The sequence below is a fragment of the Stenotrophomonas sp. CASM101 genome (assembly GCF_049384845.1).
Lineage (GTDB): Bacteria > Pseudomonadota > Gammaproteobacteria > Xanthomonadales > Xanthomonadaceae > Stenotrophomonas > Stenotrophomonas hibiscicola.
The window spans coordinates 180620-200114 of the sequence record NZ_JBMRFR010000005.1 but is presented as its reverse complement, the minus strand read 5'-3'; the positions used below and the strand labels follow the sequence as shown (position 1 = coordinate 200114).

The window sequence follows — 19495 nt, the reverse complement described above, 5'->3', positions numbered from 1 at the left end:
GCCATGGCATTCAGTAGTGGTGGTGGCAAGGGCCCCATGGCAGACATCAACGTCACGCCCCTCGTGGACGTGATGCTGGTTCTGCTGATCATCTTCATCGTGACCGCGCCGATCATGACGTACCCGATCGCCGTGGACCTGCCGCAGCGCGTGCTCAACCCACCGCCGCAGCTGGTCGAACCGCCGCCGCCGATCGAACTGAAGATCGACGCCAGCAACCAGGTCTCGTGGAACAACAGCCCGATCAACACCAGTGAGCTGCAGCAGCGGATGGAGCAGGAGGTCCAGCGTGACCCGACCAACCAGCCGGAACTGCGCATCGACGCCAGCCCGGATTCCGAGTACGACGTGATGGCCAAGGTTCTGGCCGCTGCGAAGAACGCTCAGATGAAGAAGATCGGTTTTGTGCAGCAGTAATCGCTACACCGCAACACAACAGTCATGACGCGACTGCAGACGCCCCTGGAGACAGGGGCGTTTTTTTCTATGCCTGCCGGCCTGGACCGCTATGATCGGCGGATGCTCGCCCTCTTCGACTCCCTGCGTCATTGGCTCGACGGCATCGCCCACCTTGGCTCGATCCTGGCGGTGGCCTACCTGCTGTACCTGCTCGCGCTGACCGGCTGGATCATGCTGCAGAAGCGTGAGCCGGTCGCCACGCTGAGCTGGATCCTGTCGTTGGCGCTGCTGCCCTACCTCGGCTTGTTCATCTACTACCTGCTGGGCCCGCAGAAGGTGAAGCGGCAGCGTCTGCGCCGTGGCCGCGCGCGCTCGGGCATGGAGCACTACAGCGACGTCTGCCCACCCGACGCCGACTGCACCGAGCTGGCCAAGATCGCCCAGGCCACGACCGGGCTTGCGCCGAGCAGCGCCACCGAAGTGACATGGCTGGTGGACGGCGCGGCGACCTACGCGGCGCTGCTTGAGGCCGTCGCACAGGCACGCGACCACGTGCATCTGGAGTACTACATCTTCAACCCGGACCATGCTGGCACCGCCCTGCGTGACGCGCTGGTGGAACGCGCACAGGCCGGCGTGCAGGTTCGCCTGCTGCTCGACGCCGTGGGCTCTTCCGCCCTGCCCCGCCGCTTCCTGCAGCCGCTGCTCGACGCCGGTGGTGAAGCGATCTGGTTCCACCCACGGCAGCTGCTGAAGCCGTTCAAGCGCCCCTGGTTGAACCTGCGTACCCATCGCAAGCTGGTGATCGTCGACGGCCGGCTGGCGTTCACCGGTGGCATCAACATCACCGACGACGAGGATGAAAGCCGCAGGGCGGATGCCTACCGCGACCTGCACATGCGCATCCGCGGCCATGTAGTGCGCAGCCTGCAGCTGGTATTTGCCGAGGACTGGCTCTACGCCAGCGGGCAGGATCCCTCGCGCATGGACATCGCCCGCCTGTGGCCAGCCGACATGCCGCTGCGCGGTGATGGTGCGATCAACGCCCAGGTGCTGGTCTCCGGCCCGGACTCGGGCTGGGAAACGATCCATCGCCTGCACGTGGCGGCGATCCAGGAAGCGCACGAGCGCGTGTGGCTGGTCACACCGTATTTCGTGCCGGGTGAAGCGGCGCGGATGGCGCTGACCTCGGCGGCACTGGGGGGACTGGACGTACGCCTGCTGGTGCCGAAGATGAGCGACTCCTGGTTTGTCACCCAGGCCGCGCGCTCCTATTTCGACGAACTGCTGCACGCCGGGGTGAAGATCTACGAGTACGGCCCGCGCATGCTGCATACCAAGGCCTTCATCGCTGATGACGACGTCTGCATCGTCGGCAGTGCCAACTTCGACCACCGCAGCTTCCGGCTGAACTTCGAGCTGTCGATGATGATCAGCGACCGTGACCGCGTCGCCGCCCTGGCCGGGCTGCTGCAGGCAGAGTTCGACCGCGCCACCCGCGTGCACGACCAGGCCGGCCGCTCGCTGTGGCTGCACCGCCTGCCCGAGGCCTTCGCCCGGCTGGCCTCGCCGCTGCTCTGACGCAGCGCTACACTGCGGCGATCATCCGGGGAGCCCGACTATGTACTGGTTGTACCTGCTGCTGGCGCTGGGCTGTTTCGCCTTCGCCCTGAAGACCCCCAGCGCCGCATTGATGACCCTGTGCCTGCTGGCCGCCCTCGCCTTCCTGCTGGCCTGGGTACGCGGACGCTATGTGGCCCGCTTCGGCGACCTTCAGCGGGACCCTGCCACCCTTGTCGATGCCGAGGAGCTGCGCCGCCTGCGCGAGCAGGCCCAGGCCCGCCGCAATGTCGACGCCAACGACCACGATCCGTCCCCTCTTTCCAAGTAGTTCCGTTCCATGACCCAGCTCAGCGTCAACGTCAACAAGATCGCCGTCCTGCGCAATTCGCGCGGCGGCGCCGAACCGGACGTGGTGCGTGCCGCCCAGGCCTGCCTGGATGCGGGCGCGCATGGCATCACCGTGCATCCGCGACCGGACCGCCGCCACATCACCGCCGAGGACGTGTTGGCGCTGTCCACGTTGACCCGTGCGCGTGGCGTGGAATTCAACATCGAAGGCAATCCATTCGCGCCGCCGCGCGAGGGCTACCCAGGCCTGCTGCCGCTGTGCGCGCAGACCTGCCCGGCGCAGGCGACGCTGGTGCCGGATGGCGATGGACAGATCACCTCCGACCATGGCTTCGACTTCGAGCGGGATGCCGAGCGGCTGCGACCACTGGTGGCCGAACTGAAGGCGATGGGCTGCCGGGTCAGCCTGTTCGTCGATGCTGGCAACCCACTGCTGGAGCAGGCGGCCGAAATCGGTGCAGATCGTGTCGAGCTGTATACCGGCCCCTACGCCGAAGCGCACGCGGCTGGCGACGCTGCGGCGATGCTGGAACTGTTCGCCACTGCGGCGCGGCGGGCGCAGGCGGTGGGCTTGGGCGTCAACGCCGGCCACGACCTGTCGCAGCACAACCTGCGCGATTTCCTGGCCCACGTGCCGGACGTGCTGGAGGTGTCGATCGGCCATGCGCTGATCGGCGAGGCGCTGTATGACGGGCTGGATGCAACCGTGCGCGGGTACCTGGCGCTGCTTTGATGTATTGCAGCCGAGCGTAGGCTCGGCTCTACAAAAGGTATCCGTATCCACTTTAGAGCCGAGCCCACGCTCGGCTCAGACTTGCCCTGAACCCTTCAGGCAGCCGTCGCAGCCATTGAGACGGCTGCGGCGTAATCTGCCGCAATGGGTATCGCGATCAAGGGCCGAGGTTCCACGTCCCACCTTGCCGGGCGCTTTGAAAGCACCGTCAGCGAGGCGGTGGACGACGGCTGGGCGGTGGACGAGAGCGAGGAATTCCTCGCCCCGCGCCTGCGCACGGAAGTACGCGCCGAGACTGCACGCAGCATCATCAGCCGCAATACTTCGCCGGACGTCGGCTTCAGCCAATCGGTGAATCCGTACCGCGGTTGTGAGCATGGCTGCTCTTACTGCTTCGCGCGCCCCTCGCATGCCTATCTGAACCTGTCGCCAGGCCTGGACTTCGAGACCAAACTGTTCGCCAAGACCAATGCGCCGCAGTTGCTGCGCAAGGAACTGTCGAAGCCGGGCTACGTACCGCAGCCGATCGCCCTGGGCATCAACACCGACGCGTACCAGCCGATCGAACGCAAGTTCAAACTCACCCGCCAGCTGATCGAGGTGATGCTGGAAACCAAGCATCCGTTCTCGCTGATCACCAAGAACGCGCTGGTCGAGCGTGACATTGATCTGCTCGCACCGCTGGCGGCGGAGAACCTGGTCAGCGTGCATTTCTCGGTGACCTCGCTGGACCCGCATCTCTCCGCGAAGCTGGAACCGCGCGCATCGGCACCGCACGCACGGCTGCGTGCGATGAAGCGGCTGCATGAAGCCGGCATTCCGGTCGGGGTGATGGTGGCGCCGGTGATTCCGTGGATCAACGACAGCGAGCTGGAAGCCGTGCTGGAAGCCGCACGCGACGCAGGTGCGAGCACCGCAGGCTACGTGCTGCTGCGCCTGCCACTGGAAGTGGCCCCGCTGTTCCGCGATTGGTTGGACACCCATCATCCCGATCGCGCCGCGCACGTGATGAGCACCATCCAGCAGCTGCGCGGCGGCAAGGACTACGACAGCCAGTTCGGCACACGCATGCGCGGCCAGGGCGTGTATGCGGAGCTATTGAGCAACCGCTTCAAGCTGGCGCGCAAGCGTCTGGGTTTCAATGCGCAGAACAGCCATTGGCCGAAGCTGGATTGCAGCCGGTTCGTGAAGCCGTTGCCGCCGAAGAAGGATTCGCCGCAGGGTTCGCTCTTCTGAGGCGTGTACGTCTGCTGGCGAATGCATCAGCGATTCGTCGCGCTGTGCTGTACCCAGCTCATTGATGGGCAATGCACGAAAAACATTAGGTGCCTCCATTGCACCGTTACAGCGTGCTGTCATAGACTCGTTACAAACATGAATTCCCGATGACTGAATGAGTCGGTGTCGGATGAGGAGCTAGGCAAGCGCATGACGCACGTTGCAACGCGGAACACCCTGCAGTCCCGTCTTCTTCTTCTGCCGCTGCTTTGCCTGCCGATGGCATTGGCAACCGCGGCAAACACTCTCGAAACCGTTCAGGTCACCGCCAAACGCCCTGCTGGAGGTAGCGGTGTAGGTGGTTTTGGATTTGGCGGCGGCAGTGGTGTCCACCTGTCCGAGTCTCAAATGGACAATGGCGGCGGCGGTGCAATTCCGACCGAAACCGCGAAGGAGCAGCCGACCGATGACAAAGAGAAGGATTGCAACGGCCGCAAGGGTAATCCTGTCGTTCTCTACAGCGGCAACAAGGTCGAACCAGAACTTGATTTCGCCAGCCAGGGCGAAATGGGCCTGTTCCTGCAGCGCAATTACAATCACTACTGGAGCGCGACCGGGCTGTTCGGCAATCACTGGCTGAGCAACTTCGACTATTCGCTCGCATTCACCGATGCAAATCAGCTGGCGTGGGTGCAACGGCCTGACGGTCGTCGCATCAAGTACCTCAAGGATCCGGCCAGCGGTCGCTGGTATGAGGACAAGGCCCAGCCCATCGCGTACCTCTCCGCGAACGGCGATGGCACGTTTACGCTTCGAAACGAAAACAACGGTACGGAGACCTACAACGCCGAGGGCTACATCACCCGACTCAGCAATGAGCAGGGCGTGAGCTGGACGTTCTCCTATGCTGACCGTTACCTGCAGAAGGTGACGCACTCCTCGGGACGCAGCGTCAGCTTTGGCTGGGCCAACGGACAGGTCAGCCAGGTGACCGATCCGGCCGGCAATATCTATCGCTACGCCTATACCCCCAATGTGTTCGGGAACGGACGTGGCCGGCTTGCCAGCTCGACGCTGCCAGGCACACCAGCGACGACGATCAGCTACCACTACGAAGATGCCCGCTTCCCGGGTGCCCTGACTGGCAAGTCTTTTAATGGCGTGCGCTATTCCACGTTTGCGTACGACGCGGAGCGCCGCGCCATCAGCACAGAGCACAACGGTGGCATTGAGCGGTTCCGCTTCAGCTACGCCGTACGCAGCACCGAACCGGTGCTTCCGCCCCCCGCTCCGACTCGACCCGGCGGTGTCCGTGCCGATGAAGAGCGTGGATGGTGCGAACAGCGCACCGGAGGCTCACGGATCTGCTATCAACCGCGCTCGCTGCCTGTTGACTCGCTGCCGATGGAGAGCGCTCTCGGTATGACGGCCGCCGCTGCGCCGAGCCTTACGCGGCCCGTCGATATTGATGTCACTGTGACCAACCCTCTTGGTCGTAGCACCACTTACACGTTCAAGGACGGAAAGATGGTATCGACCAAGGGTGATCCGTCGCCGAACTGCCCTGCCAGCTACAAGGAGCAGAGTTATGACGCCAACGGATATCCGGATCTGGTCCATGATTTCCAGGACAATCTGACCAACTTCGACTACAGCGCACAGGGTTACCTGCTGAAGCGGGTGGAAGCGGTCGGGAGCTCGGCCGAACGTACGACGTTGCAGGAGTGGGATACCACGCGCAACCGACTCCTCAAGACAACGGTGGTGGGTGATCTTGAAGTTGCCTATTCCTATGACGATCGCGGAAACGTGGCCAGCGCAACCGAGCGCAATCTGACGGCACGTGGAGTGCCCAGCCAGACGCGAGTGACCCGAAGCACGTATACCTATCACCCAAACGGATTGAAGGCCTCCATCAAAGTCGATGGACCGCTTGCGCAGGACGACGTCACCTCCGTTTTCAACAGTCAGGGCGATCTGACCAGTGTCACCAACGCGCTTGGTCATACGATCAGCTATTCCAACTACAACGGACTGGGGCTGCCGGGGCGCTTCGTCAATGCGAACGGTGGTGTGCGAGAGTTGACGTATGACGGCCGTGGCCGCGTTGTGTCCGACAGAACCAGTTCGGGAACCGGCTGGGCGACGACCGCCATTGGCTACACCGCTGCAGGTGACATCGCCTCGCTTACCCAGCCTGATGGCGTGACAGTCCGCTACGGCTACGATGCAGGGCGCCGCCTGACGCAGGAAGTCCGTTCAATGGGGGACGGCAAGTGGGCGTGGACCCGTCATAGCTACAACAACGCTTCCAATCGCACGCGCACCGAGGTTTCACAAACCGACTATCCGATGGATTCGATGGTGAGCGGCGTGATTGACGAAATCACTCATGATGCGCAGTGGAACTGGTTCGTGCGTGGCTGGGCCTGTTCCACTGGCTCGGCTGGGTCAATCCAGGTGGACGGTTACGCCGACGGCAACGTCTACCTGGGTAGCACTCAAGCAAACCTTGCCAGCGAGCCAGGAGTTGCAGCGGCTTGCCAAGCATCAGGGAGTGCCTATAGGTATCAGTTGCCGATATCGCTAGCCCAGAGGCAGCAGTTGGGCGGCCGCAAGTTCTCCGTCTACGGCCAATCTCCGCAGGGCCGCGGCCAGGACCGACCGCTCGCGAACTCTGGCGTGTTTGCGATTCCAACGGCAACCATCGTTGGTGACATCGGCGGCGTGACCCAGGACGGCAACTGGAACTTCTTCATTGAAGGCTGGGCCTGCTCAGTTGGCGTGGACGCCTCGATCGACGTACACGTCTATGCCGGTGGCGCAGCTGGTGGCGGCACATTCGTCGCTTCGGGCCGCGCCAACTTGGCGACCGACGGAAACGTTGCCAACGCGTGCCAGGCACGCGGAAGTGCCTATTGGTTCAAGATCCCTCTTGACGGCAACGTAAGATCGAATCACGGGGGCAAAGCACTATTCGTGCACGGTATCTCGCCTGTTGGCGGTCCGAACCTGACCATCAATCGCTCGGGCACGTTCACGGTCCCCGCAGTGGTGCGCAATGCAGAACTCGTCAGCGCTTCGGCATCACCCCGCCAGATATTCAATGGTGGCTCATCGGAGCTGACGTTCCAGTTCCGTAATACCGGGAACGTCGTGTGGAATCCTGGCGACACCTATCTCGCATTCGGAATTCTTCAGCTCAATGAAAGCATGGGCCTAGCTGGACCGGTGCCGCCCGGGGCGGTTGCAACCTTTACCAAGAGCGTTGGTCCGAAGAACACCGGGAATGGCAACGTCAGCTTCATCTACAAGGCGCAGATGGCCTCTGGCGGTGCTGCGTGGGGCATGGAGGGGAGGACGACATTGTCTGTTGAGAACAACATGGGAAGCTGTGGTCGCGTCACCTGCGAACAGCCTCGGTAACAAAGGACTGTCCATATGCCAGCACTGACGCTTGCCCTGATCGGGCTGAACGCTGTTGTCTCCGTCAACACATATGAGTACGACGAACTGGGCCGTGTGATCGTCGAGCGCGGCAACGGCGTACAGAATGTGCGCTATGCCTATGACGCGGAGGGACGCGTCACCCAGGTCACCGATTCGCAGAATCGGGTTACCCGGATGAGCTACGACGCTCGCGGTCGCTTGATCCAATCAATCGATGCTGCTGGAGGGACGACCCAGATTGCGTACGATCTCGCAGATCGCCCGATCCGTGTGAGCGATCCCCGCAATCTCGTTACCACCTACGAATTCGATGGTTTCGGCCAGATGTGGAAACAGGTGAGTCCGGATACGGGAACGACACAGCACCAGTACGATGCTGCAGGTCTGCGGACATCGACGGCGCGGGCCGATGGCAGCGTCGTCTCCTTCGGCTACGACGGTCTGGGACGAATGACTTCTGCGAGCGCAGAAGGCCGAACAATGGGTTATAGCTACGATTGGTGCGGCAACGGTAAAGGTCAGCTGTGCGGCACTTCAGGGCCCGGAACCGCCACCCATTTTGCCTATACACCGAACGGACAGCTGCAGATACGGCGCGACTTCACCGATCTGTCTGGTCAGAAGACGGACTACAGCACCACCTATGGATACGACGGCATCAATCGCCTGAGCCAGATCACCTATCCTAACGGTGACAAGGCGACCTACACATATGGCTCCCAAGGAAAACCAAGTGCGTTGATGGCGACGGTCGACGGGACTCAACGCTCAATCATCTCCCAGGCCAACTGGAAGGTCACGGGAGCGCATGAGTGGCTGGCCTATGGCAACGGGCTTGCCCGGGGCTACAACCATGATCAGGAGGGGCGGCTGACCGCAATGTCGGTCTGGGGACCCAATGGCAGCAAGGTCAGCTATTGGGACTATCAGTACAGCGGCGATGGCGAAATCACCGCCATTGTCGACGCTGTCGACCCGAACATGACCCAGTTGATCGGCTACGACGCGTTGAGTCGTATGACCAAGCTGACCCGCTTCGGTGTCATCAACAATCTTTCCTACGATGCCGGCGGCAATCACGACCGCTATCAGGCAGGCAATCAGCTGACCCAATACAGCATCGACCCGGGGAGCAACCGGGTGCTGAACTACACCAACCAGGACGGCAGCCGTCAGTACCAGTACGACGCATTGGGAAATCGTATCAGCGAGACCGCAGGCAGCCGGATCAGCACCTATGAGTACGATGCATTCAATCGCATGAGCCGCAGCAACATCGGTGGCACTGCGACTGACTACGTACTCAATGCGCAGGGGCAGCGCGTTGCGAAGGTCAACAAGAACATCAACAGCCGCTACTTCTACGCTGGCCAGAACCAGCTCATGACTGAGCTGAACAACGGCATGTGGACCAATTATTTCTGGCTCGAAGGTGAACTGGTGGGGCTAGCCCGCAATGGCCAGCACAACTACGTGCATACCGATCATCTCGGGCGCCCGGAGTTTGTCACCAGTCCAAGCCAGCAGACCGTCTGGAAGGCCTACAACTACGCCTATGGACGCAGTGTCCAGAAGGATGAGATTGGCGGGTTGAACATTGGCTTCCCGGGCCAGTACTACGACGCGGAAAGCGGCCTCTGGTACAACGGCTTCCGCGACTATGACGCGAGCATTGGCCGGTATGTGCAGAGTGATCCGATTGGATTGGCGGGGGGACTGAATACCTACGCGTACGCTGAAGGAAACCCCGTCACCGGGTTCGATCCATTGGGTCTCTGCAAGACGGATTATTTCGGAGCAATCCTGGGAGCAGCCGACATGGCGGCTGGCGTCGGTGCAATAACTGCGGGTAGTGCTGACTCCATCTTTGCAGCGGTCGCAGGAAGCGAAGATGGCGGACTCGTTGGTTTGACGGTGGCGGCAATGGGCTTGGCCACCTTCCACGATGGAGCCAACAACCTGGCGACCGCGTTTGACGGGAAAGAGAGGACACCGGCTTTGGAAAAAGTGGGCGGATCACTGTTGGGATGGCAGGGAGCCCAGATAGGTCGCTACGTGAGCAACTTCAATACAATCACCAGTCTAAGCAAGGGAATTCGAAGTGTTCTGAAAGGAACCGCTAAGCTGTCTGATGCGCACGAAATCGCCAAGGGCATCAAAGAAAATGGCGGTGGGCCTGCATCTCCTTGTGACTGTGGTGGGAAATAGATGAAATGAAGATTATCTACTGGCTTGGCATCGCGTTCCTGTGGATGCTTCCATTGAACGTCCTGTTGCTGACGGCCGGCAAGCTGATGTCGGGTGGCAGGCTTGGAGAAGAAGAGCTCGTTGGCTTCGGTGTGGCAGTGTTCGGTGTAGCGGCGGGCACGATTCTCTATCGCCGTCGCCCACGGTAGAGGTTGCTCGACTGAAAGTGGAACGAAGTCGAGCAAGCGATATCGTCGAGCATGCTCGACGTTCATCCACCAAACAACTTCTGCGCACTCTGGAACAGGATCCAACTCGTCGCGATGAACTTGTCCCCGCCCTGCGGGCGATTGCCACGATGGGTATGAGTGAACGCCGTCGGCGCAATCAGCAGGCTGCCGGTGCGTGGTGCGATCTTCCGCCCCTGGAACAGGAACTCGGTCTCGCCTTCGTCAAAGTCGTCGTTGAGGTACAGCGTCCACAGCACGTGCCGGTGCAGAGTCTCGGCCTGCGCATCCTTCGGGTACAGTTCGCAGTGCCAGTACGGGTAACCGCCCTCGCCCGCCGCATACCACTGCAGGTTGATCGCACCCGGGCGCAGGCAGGTGCGGGCCAGATCGGCCAGCTGCTGCGGCGGCATGTCGGGGAAGTCCTCGGCAGACAGGCGTCGCGGTTGGCCGTTGCTGTCCTGGATCTGCAACATCAGCGGGGCGATCAATGCCTGTGGATAACGGCGTAGATAAGTCAGCAGGCCATTGAACACCGCGATCTGCAGCTGCTGGTCGACATCCTGCCAGCCGTCCAGGCCACTGATACGCAGATCCTTGCTGTGCTTGAGTTCCGGGAACACGCCACTGCCCACGGCACCGGGCTGCAGGCCACGCGTGGCGCGCAGGCGTTCAACGATGGCCGCGCAGACCTCGCTGGGGACGGCGTTGTGGATGACTTCGATGAAATCGACCGGGCCCTGCTCGTGCATGCGTGCATTCCTTAGGCGGCAACGGCTTGATGGTGCCGTTTGCCGCCCTTGGTGTCACCCCACGGTCATGTCATCGATCTGCCATGAAAGCCGTCAGGCAACCGCCGATCAGCCCTGTGCGTCGTCGTGCGCGTGGTGGTAGCGCACGGCTTCGGCCACTTCCTCGCGCGAACCCAGGAACACCGGCACGCGCTGGTGCAGGTGGTCGGGCTGGATGTCGAGGATGCGCTCACGGCCCGTCGAGGCGGCACCGCCGGCCTGTTCGACCAGCAGGCCCATCGGGTTGGCCTCGTACATCAGGCGCAGCTTGCCGGCCTTGGACGGATCCTTCTTGTCCCACGGGTAGATGAAGATGCCCCCGCGGGTCAGGATGCGATGCACGTCGGCCACCATGCTGGCGATCCAGCGCATGTTGAAGTTCTTGCCGCGCGCGCCTTCCTTGCCCGCCAGCAGGTCGCTGACGTAGGCCTGCATCGGCGCTTCCCAGTGACGCTGGTTGGACATGTTGATGGCGAATTCCTGGGTGGCCGCCGGAATCTGCATGTTCTCGGTGGTCAGCACGAACTCGCCCTTCTCGCGGTCCAGAGTGAAGGCGTGGGTGCCATGGCCGACGGTCAGCACCAGCTGGGTGCTGGGCCCGTAGATGCAGTAGCCAGCGGCGATCTGCTTGCTGCCCGGCTGCAGGAAGGCGTCATCGCCCGGCAGTTCGACATTGGTCGGGCAACGCAGCACCGAGAAGATGGTGCCGACGGAGACGTTGACGTCGATGTTGGAGCTGCCATCGAGGGGGTCGAACAGCAGCAGGAAATCACCGCGCGGATAGATGTCCGGCACCGGCTGGCTGTGGTCCATTTCCTCCGAGGCGCAGGCGGCGAGGTGGCCACCCCAGGCGTTGGCTTCAAGCAGGATCTCGTTGCTGATGACGTCCAGCTTCTTCTGCGCTTCACCCTGCACGTTGCCGGTACCGGCATCGCCGAGCACGCCACCGAGGGCGCCCTTGCTGACGGCGATGGAGATGCTGGTGCAGGCGCGGGCCACCACGGCGATCAGCTGGCGCAGGTCGGCATTGATGCGGCCGGCGTGCTGTTCCTGGATCAGGAAGCGGGTCAACGAAGTACGGGACATGGGCGGGCAGGTCTCGGCAGCGGGAAAACGCCTATTGTCGCCCGTATGGCGGGGGCGTGCGTGAGCGCGGGAAGGCGTAATCGTTTCCAGATGCGTTGCGCTCGTGGCGCCTTCCTTTTGTCGAGGCTCGCGGGAGGGGAAGGCGATGCAGGACACGCTGCAAGTACGTCCCTGTAAGCTCGATGGCGCCATCCATGGCGCCAACGGTCCTGCATCGCCTCCCCCTCCCGCGAGCGTCAGGGTTCGCCGCGAGCGCGGTGGGGATGGCAAAGGCAAGAGCGGGAGCAAAAAACAAAGGCGCCTTTCGGCGCCTTTGTCCTCAAGCTACTGGAGCGTTGCTTCAGCCCTTGGCGACGGTGGCCACGGCCTTGGCGACGTATTCCAGGTTGTTCTGGTTCAGCGCGGCCACGCAGATGCGACCGGTGCCGACGGCGTAGATGCCGAACTCGTCGCGCAGGCGCTCGACCTGCTCACGGCTCAGGCCGGAGTAGGAGAACATGCCGGCCTGCTCGTTGATGAAGCCGAACTGCGGGGCACCTGCAGCGGCCAGCTTCTCGACCAGGCCCTGGCGCAGGGCATGGATGCGCTCGCGCATCTCGGTCAGCTCCTGCTCCCACATCGCGCGCAGTTCCGGGTTGGTCAGCACGCCGGCCACCAGCGCAGCACCGTGGGTGGATGGGCTGGAGTAGATGGTGCGGATCACGCGCTTGACCTGCGACTGCACGGCCTTGGCGTCAGCGGCGGTCGGCGCCACCATCGACAGCGCACCCACGCGCTCGCCATACAGCGAGAACGACTTGGAGTACGAGTTGGCGACGATGAAGCTGTCGATGCCGGCTTCGGCGATGATGCGCACTGCTGCGCCGTCCTGCTCGATGCCCTTGTCGAAGCCCTGGTAGGCCATGTCGATGAAGGGGAACAGCTGCTTGTCCTTCAGCAGCTGTGCGACCTGCTTCCACTGGGTGACCGTGAGGTCGGCACCGGTGGGGTTGTGGCAGCAGGCGTGCAGCAGCACCACGGTGCCGGCTTCCAGCTTGCCCAGGTCCGCCAGCAGGCCGTCGAAGTTGACGCCGTGGGTGGTCGGATCGAAGTAGGTGTAATCCAGCACCTCGAAGCCGGCCGCGCTGAACACGGCGCGGTGGTTTTCCCAGCTCGGGTTGCTCAGCGCAACGGTGGCGTGCGGCAGCAGCTTCTTCAGCACGTCGGCGCCGACGCGCAGCGCACCGCTGCCACCAACGGTCTGTGCGGTGGTGACGCGGCCGGCGGCCAGCAGCGGCGAGTCCTTGCCGAACACCAGCTCACGCGTGGCCTGCGTGTACGCCGGCAGGCCATCGATCGGCAGGTAGCCGCGCGGTTTGGCTTCAGCGGCGAGCTGCTGCTCGATCTGCTTGACGGCGCGCAGCAGCGGAATGCGGCCGCTCTCGTCGTAGTAGATGCCCACACCCAGGTTGACCTTGGTCGGGCGGCTGTCGGCGTTGTACGCCTCGGTCAGGCCCAGGATCGGGTCGCCTGGGACCAGTTCCACGTTTGCAAAGAAGGACACGGCGGTACTCGTTCGGTAGACGGAAAGGGGGAGGAAGTGCGCTACGCGGTCTGCGGCGTTTCGGCCGGAAACAGCCCATCGTAACAAAGCCTGCCGGGGGCTGGCCGCCGCCATCGTCATCCACGGCCCCGTACCATGGCGTGCGTTGCCGCCCGACCCATCAACCTGAATCATGAAAACTGCCGCACGCCGCCGTAGCCTGCCGCTTTCCGCCCTGCTGCTGTCGCCCTGGGCGGTGATGGCCGCGCCTGCGCCCACCGCCCTGCCGGCGGTGCAGGTACAGGCTGCACGGGTGCCGGGCATCGACCCGTTCGCGCTGCCGGCCAGCCAGGACACGGTCTGGATCGATGCCAGCCGCGCTGGCACCGGCGCGCAGCTGTCCGAAGCGCTGGCTGGGGTACCCGGTCTGCTGGCGCGCGACCGGCAGAACTTCGCCCAGGACACCCAGCTCTCGATCCGTGGCTTCGGCGCGCGTTCGACCTTCGGGGTGCGCGGGGTACGGGTGTTGATCGACGGGGTCCCTGCAACCATGCCCGATGGCCAAGGCCAGCTGTCACATGCCAGCCTGCTTGGTGCCGAACGCATCGAGGTGCTGCGTGGGCCGTTTTCCGCGCTCTACGGCAATTCCTCCGGTGGCGTGCTGCAGGTCTGGAGCGAACAGGGCCAGGCCGGCGACCCGTGGCGGTTGCGGCTCAGCGCCGGTGCCGACAACACGCTGAGCGTCGGTGCACAGCTGAAGGGGGCCGGCCAAGTACTGGACTACAACATCGCCGCCAATCACTTCCGCACCGATGGCTGGCGCGATCACAGCCAAGCACGCCGTGAATCGCTCAACGCGCGCGTCGGGGGCGAGCTGGGCGGCGGGCGGCTGGAGCTGTTGCTCAATGCGCTTGATGCACCGGATGCGCAGGACCCGCTGGGCCTGACCCGTGCCCAGGTGGCGGCTGATCCGCGCCAGGCCACGGCAGTCGCGCACCAGTACAACACCCGCAAATCGGTGCGCCAGCAGCAGGCCGGCCTGCGCTGGACACGTGAAACCGGGCCGCAGCGCTGGCAGCTGATGGGCTATGCCGGCCAGCGCGCGGTACGCCAGTACCTGCCGATCCCACCGACCGCCCAGGCCAACCCCCTGCATGCCGGCGGGGTGATCGATCTGGAGGGCGGCTACGGCGGGCTGGACGCGCGCTGGGGCTGGCAGGGTGACCTTGGCGGCCGGCCGCTGGACCTGGTGGCCGGGCTCAGCGCCGACCGCCAGCGCCAGCATCGCACCGGCCATGAGAACTTCCTCGGCAGCGCCCTGGGCGTGCGTGGACGGCTGCGTCGTGACCAGATCGACGCCGTGCAGAACGTGGACCAGTTCGCCCAGGCCTGGTGGCAATGGAGCCCGCGCTGGTCGTTGCTGGCCGGCCTGCGCCACAGCACCGTGCGTTTCAACTCGGACGATCGCTACATCACCGCCCGCAACCCGGATGACAGTGGTCACCGGCGCTACCAGGCGACCACGCCGGCGGCCGGGATCAGCTTCGAAGCGAGCCCGCAGTGGCGGCTGCACGCGGCGGTGGGACGTGGCTTCGAAACGCCTACCTTCAACGAACTGGGCTATCGCGCCGACGGCCAGGCGGGATTGGCGCTGGATCTGGCGGCCGCCCGCAGCCGCAATCTGGAGATTGGAAGCAAGTGGCACGCGCAAGGCGGAGCCCAGCTCGATGTCAGCGTATTCCGCGCAGATACCAACGATGAGCTGGCAGTTGCCAGCAATATCGGCGGGCGCAGCACCTATCGCAACATCGGCCGCACCCGCCGCCAGGGCATGGAACTGCAGTACCGGCAGCCGCTGGGCGAACAGCTGGAACTGCAGCTGGCATGGACCTGGCTGCAGGCTCAGGTGCGCTCGCCCTACCTGACCTCGAACACCTTGGTCGCCGCAGGCAGCCGCCTGCCCGGCGTGCCCCGCCAACAGGCCTTCGCACGCCTGCAGTGGAGCCCCGCTGAGTGGCAGTGGGCGCTGGAGGCCTCGGCCAGCAGCGATACTGTGGTCCATGACGTGGCCACCGAGCGCGCGCCGGGCTACGCCCTGCTGCACCTGGAAGCCGGCCGTCGATGGACGCTGCCGGGCGGTGAGCTGCGCGCCTTCGCCCGGCTGGAGAACGTGCTGGACCAAGCCTACATCGGCTCGGTGATCGTCAATGACGGCAACGGGCGCTTCTATGAGCCGGGACCGGGACGGCGAGCCAACGTCGGCCTGCAGTGGTCGTGGCGTTGAAAGGGGTAGTGCCGGCCGTTGGCCGGCATCGCGCCGTGCACGACGTCAGGAGGTTGCCGGCCAGCGGCCGGCACTACCCGTAAATCGGGGGCCCTGCCCGGCATCGCGCCGCGCAGGGCGTCAGGAGGCTGCCGGCCAGCGGCCGGCACTACCGGTCAGTCGGGGGCCTTGGCCGGCACGAACGGCGAGGTCGGGTCGCTGGCCGGGAACGTCTCCTCCAGCGCCTCGTCCTGGTTGTCGCTGGCGCGCTGCTTGCGCTCGCGGCGCTTGAGCGGGCTCTCCTGGCCACCACGGTGGCGGTCACCGCCATCCTTGCGGTCCTGGGCCGCCTGTTCAGCCTCGTGCTTCACCGGCAGGTGGTCGTGCTCGGCATCGAAGAACGGCGCGCCGGTGCCGCGGTAGTCGGCGTTGTCGGCATCGCGCTTGCCGCGCTGCTCGCCGGGAATGGGCGGGTGGTTCTCCCGCAGCGGGTCTCGCGAGGTCTCTCGGCTCATGGTCTGGTACCTGCCCTTGGGGGGGATTCCACTACACCGCCCCGCAGGTAAAGCCGTTGCGAACCTGGCGTCATGAACATCTCGCTCACCCCCCGGTAACGGCACCGCGCGTATTCCTGCCCACCCGCCCCCGCTGCAGGAGCCGGCCATGCCCCGTCTTGAACGACCCGCACCGTCCGTGTTCAACGCCCTGCTCGATCCACTCGGCCAGCGCACTGCCCAGCGCCGCACGCGCCGCCAGGAAGATCCGCAGGCGGTGGCGCAGGACTACCTGCAGTACATGATCAGCGACTACGAGGAGAGGCGTGGCCAAAGCAACCGCAACTGGCGCGATCTGTGCCCGGTATATGCCTTCGCGCTGACGACCCATGCCGCGGATTGGCCACGCGGTGATGCTGCCGATACCTGCGAGGAACTGGCCGAGCATTGGGAACAGATGCGCGGGCAGTCGCGGCTGGGCTGGTCGCAGGCACGCCCGGTCGTGGAGGACGCCTGGCGCGCGCTGGACCATATCCCGGCGGCGGCGGTGAGGCCGTTGCTGCAATAATGCCGGCCGCTGGCCGGCAACCCCGGGAAACTACAGGCCGCGAGTTCCGCCGGCCAGTGCCCGGCACTACCGTTTTCCGTAGAACCCGCGTGCACGGTATCGACACGGGTGGTTTACACCGCCCATCCGAAGCTGGATGCCCTGCTCCGCCAAAGGTACGCCCATGGCCCGCCCGATCTGGACTGGCACGCTCTCGTTCGGCCTGCTCAATGTGCCGGTGTCACTGATGTCCGGAGAGCGCAAGGTCGATCTGCAGTTCCGCATGCTCGACTCCCGCGATCGCAAGCCGATCCGCTTTGAGCGGGTCAACGCCGATACGGGCGAGGAAGTTCCCTGGAAGGACATCGTCAAGGCCTACGAGTACGACAAGGGCAGCTATGTCGTGCTGGAGGAAGGCGATATCCGTTCGGCGGCACCAGAAAGCCACGAGGCCGTGGAAGTGGAATCGTTCGTGGATGCATCGCAGATCGATCCGCGCTACTACGAGAAACCGTATCTGCTGGTGCCCGGCAAGAAGGCCGAGAAAGGCTATGTGCTGCTGCGCGAGACCCTGCGCAGCACCGGCAAGGTCGGTATCGCGCGGGTGGTCGTGCGCACACGCGAGTACCTGTGCGCGGTGATGCCGCATGAGGACGCACTGGTGCTGATGATCCTGCGCTATCCACAGGAACTGGTGGATCCGGAGGAGTACAAGCTGCCCACCGGCAAGCTGTCCGACTACCGCATCACCAGCAAGGAAACGGCGATGGCCGAACAGCTGATCGAGTCGATGGCCGGCGACTGGGATCCGTCGCAGTATCACGATGAATTCCGCGAGCGCCTGCAGCAGGTGTTGAACAAGCGCATCAAGTCCAAGGGGGGTACCACGCGGGTCGACGATGAGCCTGCACCGCGCGAGGACGCCAGCACCAATGTGGTCGATTTCATGGCGCTGCTGCAGAAGAGCCTGGATGCCAACAAGCGCACGCCAGCGAAAAAGACGGCAACGCGGAAAGCAGCCACCAAATCCACGGTAAAGAAGGCAGCCAAGAAGGCTGCGAAGAAAGCTGCAAAGAAGACCGCTGCACGCCGCAAGGCAGGTTGAGCATGTCGTTGGAGCAGTACCGGCGAGAGCGCCGACCTGGCGGCGGCGCAGGGCAGACGCCGGCGCCTGACGACACGCCCGCGCAGGGTGATCCGACGCGGCGGCCTACCTGCGCCAGGCTGGTTTCAAGCGGCTGCGCAGCGACACGCCGAAGGAGGACCTTGGAATGAACATCGCAGATGCCGAAGCTGGAGGCGAGGTCCAGATTACTCATCCGGAGCGGGTGGTTTTTCCAAAGCAGAAGCTGACCAAGGGCGCCGTGGCCGACTACTACCAGCGCATGGCGCGCTGGATCCTGCCGGAAATCAGCGCGCGTCCGCTGTCACTACTGCGCTGCCCGGACGGCGTCGGCAAGGCCTGCTTCTTCCAGAAGCACCATGGTGCCGGCCTGGGCGATGCGGTACATGCGGTGCCGCTGCAGCAGAAGAGCGGGCGCGAGGATTACGTTTACATCGACGACGCACGGGGCCTGCTGCAGCTGGTGCAGATGAACACCCTGGAGTTGCATCCCTGGGGTGCAACCGTCGCCGACCCCGAGCATCCGGATCGGCTGGTGTTCGATCTTGACCCTGGAGAAGGCGTCAGCTGGGCACAGGTGAAGGCCGCTGCGCGTGACGTCCGTGACCGCCTGCAGGAGGCCGGCCTGAAGAGCTTCGTGCGGTTGTCCGGTGGCAAGGGGGTGCACGTTGTGGTGCCGCTGCAGCCCAAGGCCGACTGGGAACAGGTCAGGGTGTTCTGCGAGGCATTTGCCCGGGCGATGGCGGAGCGCGCGCCAGACCGCTACGTGGCGACCATGAGCAAGGCCAAGCGTGGTGGCGTCATCTTCATCGACTGGCTGCGCAATACGCGGGGCGCCACCAGCGTGTGCTCGTGGTCGCTGCGTGCGCGTGAAAGTGCCGGCGTAGCGGTACCGCTGCGCTGGGAAGAGCTGGCCCGGGTCAGAGCGGCCGATGCGTTTTCGATGGCCAAGGCGCTGGCGCGCGCGAAGCGGCTGAAAGCGGATCCGTGGCAGGGCATCGATGCGTTGAAGCAGACGCTGCCGCGGATGGACCTGTAGAGCCGAGCCTATGCTCGGCTGCCTGTGTAAATGTGCATGAAAGCCGAGCACGGGCTCGGCTCTACAGGGGCGGCATCACCTTGCATCGCGCGAGGGACGACGGCCAAACCACCAGCCGGCCAGCAATTGCAGCGGCAGCGACGCCAGCAGCGAAATGACGAACCAGAGCGGGAAATCCGCACCCGCCGTCCACATGGCGTAGCCACAGCCCAGCGCGACCAGCGACCAGATCGAGAAGCCGTGCGAACGCGGCCAGCAGGGCGCGTAGTAGGTGGCAAAGGCGATACCCGCGATGCCACCGAGCACGCTGAAGGCCAGGTCCCAGCCCAGCTGCGCGCTGTTGTTGTCCGGCGGCATGCCCAGCAGCGGCGGCAGCCAGCTGGCGACGCTGCTCACCAGCGCAAGTGAAAGTACACCGCCGAGCAGGGCAACGATGGACAGGAACAGGATCTTGAGCACGCCGGGCATGCACGCATTGTACGGCCGCGCGAGTGCCCGCTGGCGA

General features: G+C 64.2%; 16 protein-coding genes and 1 pseudogene. 12 read left to right on the top strand and 5 right to left on the bottom strand.

The annotated features are described in order from the left end of the window. Positions 1-3 precede the first annotated feature (3 nt). From VG543_RS10515 to VG543_RS10480, 8 genes are all read left to right on the top strand, one after another. Positions 4-417 carry an ExbD/TolR family protein gene (locus tag VG543_RS10515; protein WP_005411740.1) on the top strand — a complete coding sequence of 138 codons (414 nt, stop codon included), beginning with the start codon at positions 4-6 and terminating at the stop codon, positions 415-417. Positions 418-519: 102 nt separating this feature from the next. Next, positions 520-1980 carry a cardiolipin synthase gene (gene cls, locus VG543_RS10510; RefSeq protein WP_423178949.1) on the top strand — a complete coding sequence of 487 codons (1461 nt, stop codon included), beginning with the start codon at positions 520-522 and terminating at the stop codon, positions 1978-1980. A 40-nt stretch (positions 1981-2020) separates the two neighbouring features. After that, positions 2021-2290 (top strand): hypothetical protein, encoded by a 270-nt coding sequence (locus tag VG543_RS10505; protein ID WP_005411742.1) that lies wholly within the window; start codon positions 2021-2023, stop codon positions 2288-2290. Between the two features lie 9 nt (positions 2291-2299). Continuing rightward, complete coding sequence (locus VG543_RS10500; protein WP_423178950.1) at positions 2300-3043, top strand: pyridoxine 5'-phosphate synthase; 744 nt, start codon at positions 2300-2302, stop codon at positions 3041-3043. 144 nt (positions 3044-3187) lie between these two features. Beyond that, positions 3188-4279, top strand: coding sequence for a PA0069 family radical SAM protein (locus VG543_RS10495; protein WP_423178951.1), 1092 nt, complete (start codon positions 3188-3190; stop codon positions 4277-4279). A 192-nt stretch (positions 4280-4471) separates the two neighbouring features. Further along, a complete protein-coding gene (locus tag VG543_RS10490) occupies positions 4472-7687 on the top strand; it encodes a DUF6531 domain-containing protein (RefSeq protein WP_423178952.1) in 3216 nt (1071 codons plus the stop codon). A gap of 15 nt (positions 7688-7702) precedes the next feature. Beyond that, positions 7703-9919 carry an RHS repeat-associated core domain-containing protein gene (locus tag VG543_RS10485; RefSeq protein WP_423178953.1) on the top strand — a complete coding sequence of 739 codons (2217 nt, stop codon included), beginning with the start codon at positions 7703-7705 and terminating at the stop codon, positions 9917-9919. Positions 9920-9924: 5 nt separating this feature from the next. After that, positions 9925-10107: a hypothetical protein gene (locus VG543_RS10480; protein WP_021204611.1), complete on the top strand. Its 183-nt coding sequence runs from the start codon at positions 9925-9927 to the stop codon at positions 10105-10107. Between the two features lie 62 nt (positions 10108-10169). On the opposite strand, the gene VG543_RS10475 is transcribed toward VG543_RS10480, so the two are convergent. The 3 genes from VG543_RS10475 to VG543_RS10465 form a co-directional block, all read right to left on the bottom strand. Beyond that, complete coding sequence (locus VG543_RS10475) at positions 10170-10877, bottom strand: 2OG-Fe(II) oxygenase (RefSeq protein ID WP_019337497.1); 708 nt, start codon at positions 10875-10877, stop codon at positions 10170-10172. 108 nt (positions 10878-10985) lie between these two features. Then, on the bottom strand, positions 10986-12002 hold the full coding sequence (locus VG543_RS10470; RefSeq protein ID WP_021204612.1) for a class 1 fructose-bisphosphatase: 1017 nt from the start codon (positions 12000-12002) through the stop codon (positions 10986-10988). Positions 12003-12342: 340 nt separating this feature from the next. Continuing rightward, the gene (locus tag VG543_RS10465) at positions 12343-13545 is read right to left on the bottom strand and encodes an aromatic amino acid transaminase (protein ID WP_099588736.1); all 1203 of its coding nucleotides are present in this window, start codon (positions 13543-13545) and stop codon (positions 12343-12345) included. A gap of 172 nt (positions 13546-13717) precedes the next feature. Here VG543_RS10465 and VG543_RS10460 point away from each other — a divergent pair, with 172 nt between their 5' ends. Then, positions 13718-15808, top strand: coding sequence for a TonB-dependent receptor family protein (locus VG543_RS10460; RefSeq protein WP_423178954.1), 2091 nt, complete (start codon positions 13718-13720; stop codon positions 15806-15808). 155 nt (positions 15809-15963) lie between these two features. Here the strand turns inward: VG543_RS10460 and VG543_RS10455 are convergent, their stop codons facing one another. Then, entirely contained in the window at positions 15964-16302 is a 339-nt protein-coding gene (locus VG543_RS10455) for a hypothetical protein (protein ID WP_005411772.1), read from the bottom strand. Positions 16303-16450: 148 nt separating this feature from the next. Between VG543_RS10455 and VG543_RS10450 the strand changes: the two genes are divergently transcribed. The 3 genes and pseudogenes from VG543_RS10450 to ligD form a co-directional block, all read left to right on the top strand. Beyond that, positions 16451-16849, top strand: coding sequence for a hypothetical protein (locus tag VG543_RS10450; protein ID WP_329843448.1), 399 nt, complete (start codon positions 16451-16453; stop codon positions 16847-16849). A gap of 163 nt (positions 16850-17012) precedes the next feature. Continuing rightward, positions 17013-17933: a Ku protein gene (locus VG543_RS10445; RefSeq protein ID WP_021204616.1), complete on the top strand. Its 921-nt coding sequence runs from the start codon at positions 17013-17015 to the stop codon at positions 17931-17933. Positions 17934-18042: 109 nt separating this feature from the next. Further along, positions 18043-18990, top strand: a pseudogene (ligD, locus tag VG543_RS10440) (non-homologous end-joining DNA ligase); the annotation flags it as partial. A 75-nt stretch (positions 18991-19065) separates the two neighbouring features. On the opposite strand, the gene VG543_RS10435 reads toward ligD, so the two are convergent. Further along, the gene (locus tag VG543_RS10435; protein WP_180877408.1) at positions 19066-19458 is read right to left on the bottom strand and encodes a hypothetical protein; all 393 of its coding nucleotides are present in this window, start codon (positions 19456-19458) and stop codon (positions 19066-19068) included. Between the last annotated feature and the right edge of the window lie 37 nt (positions 19459-19495).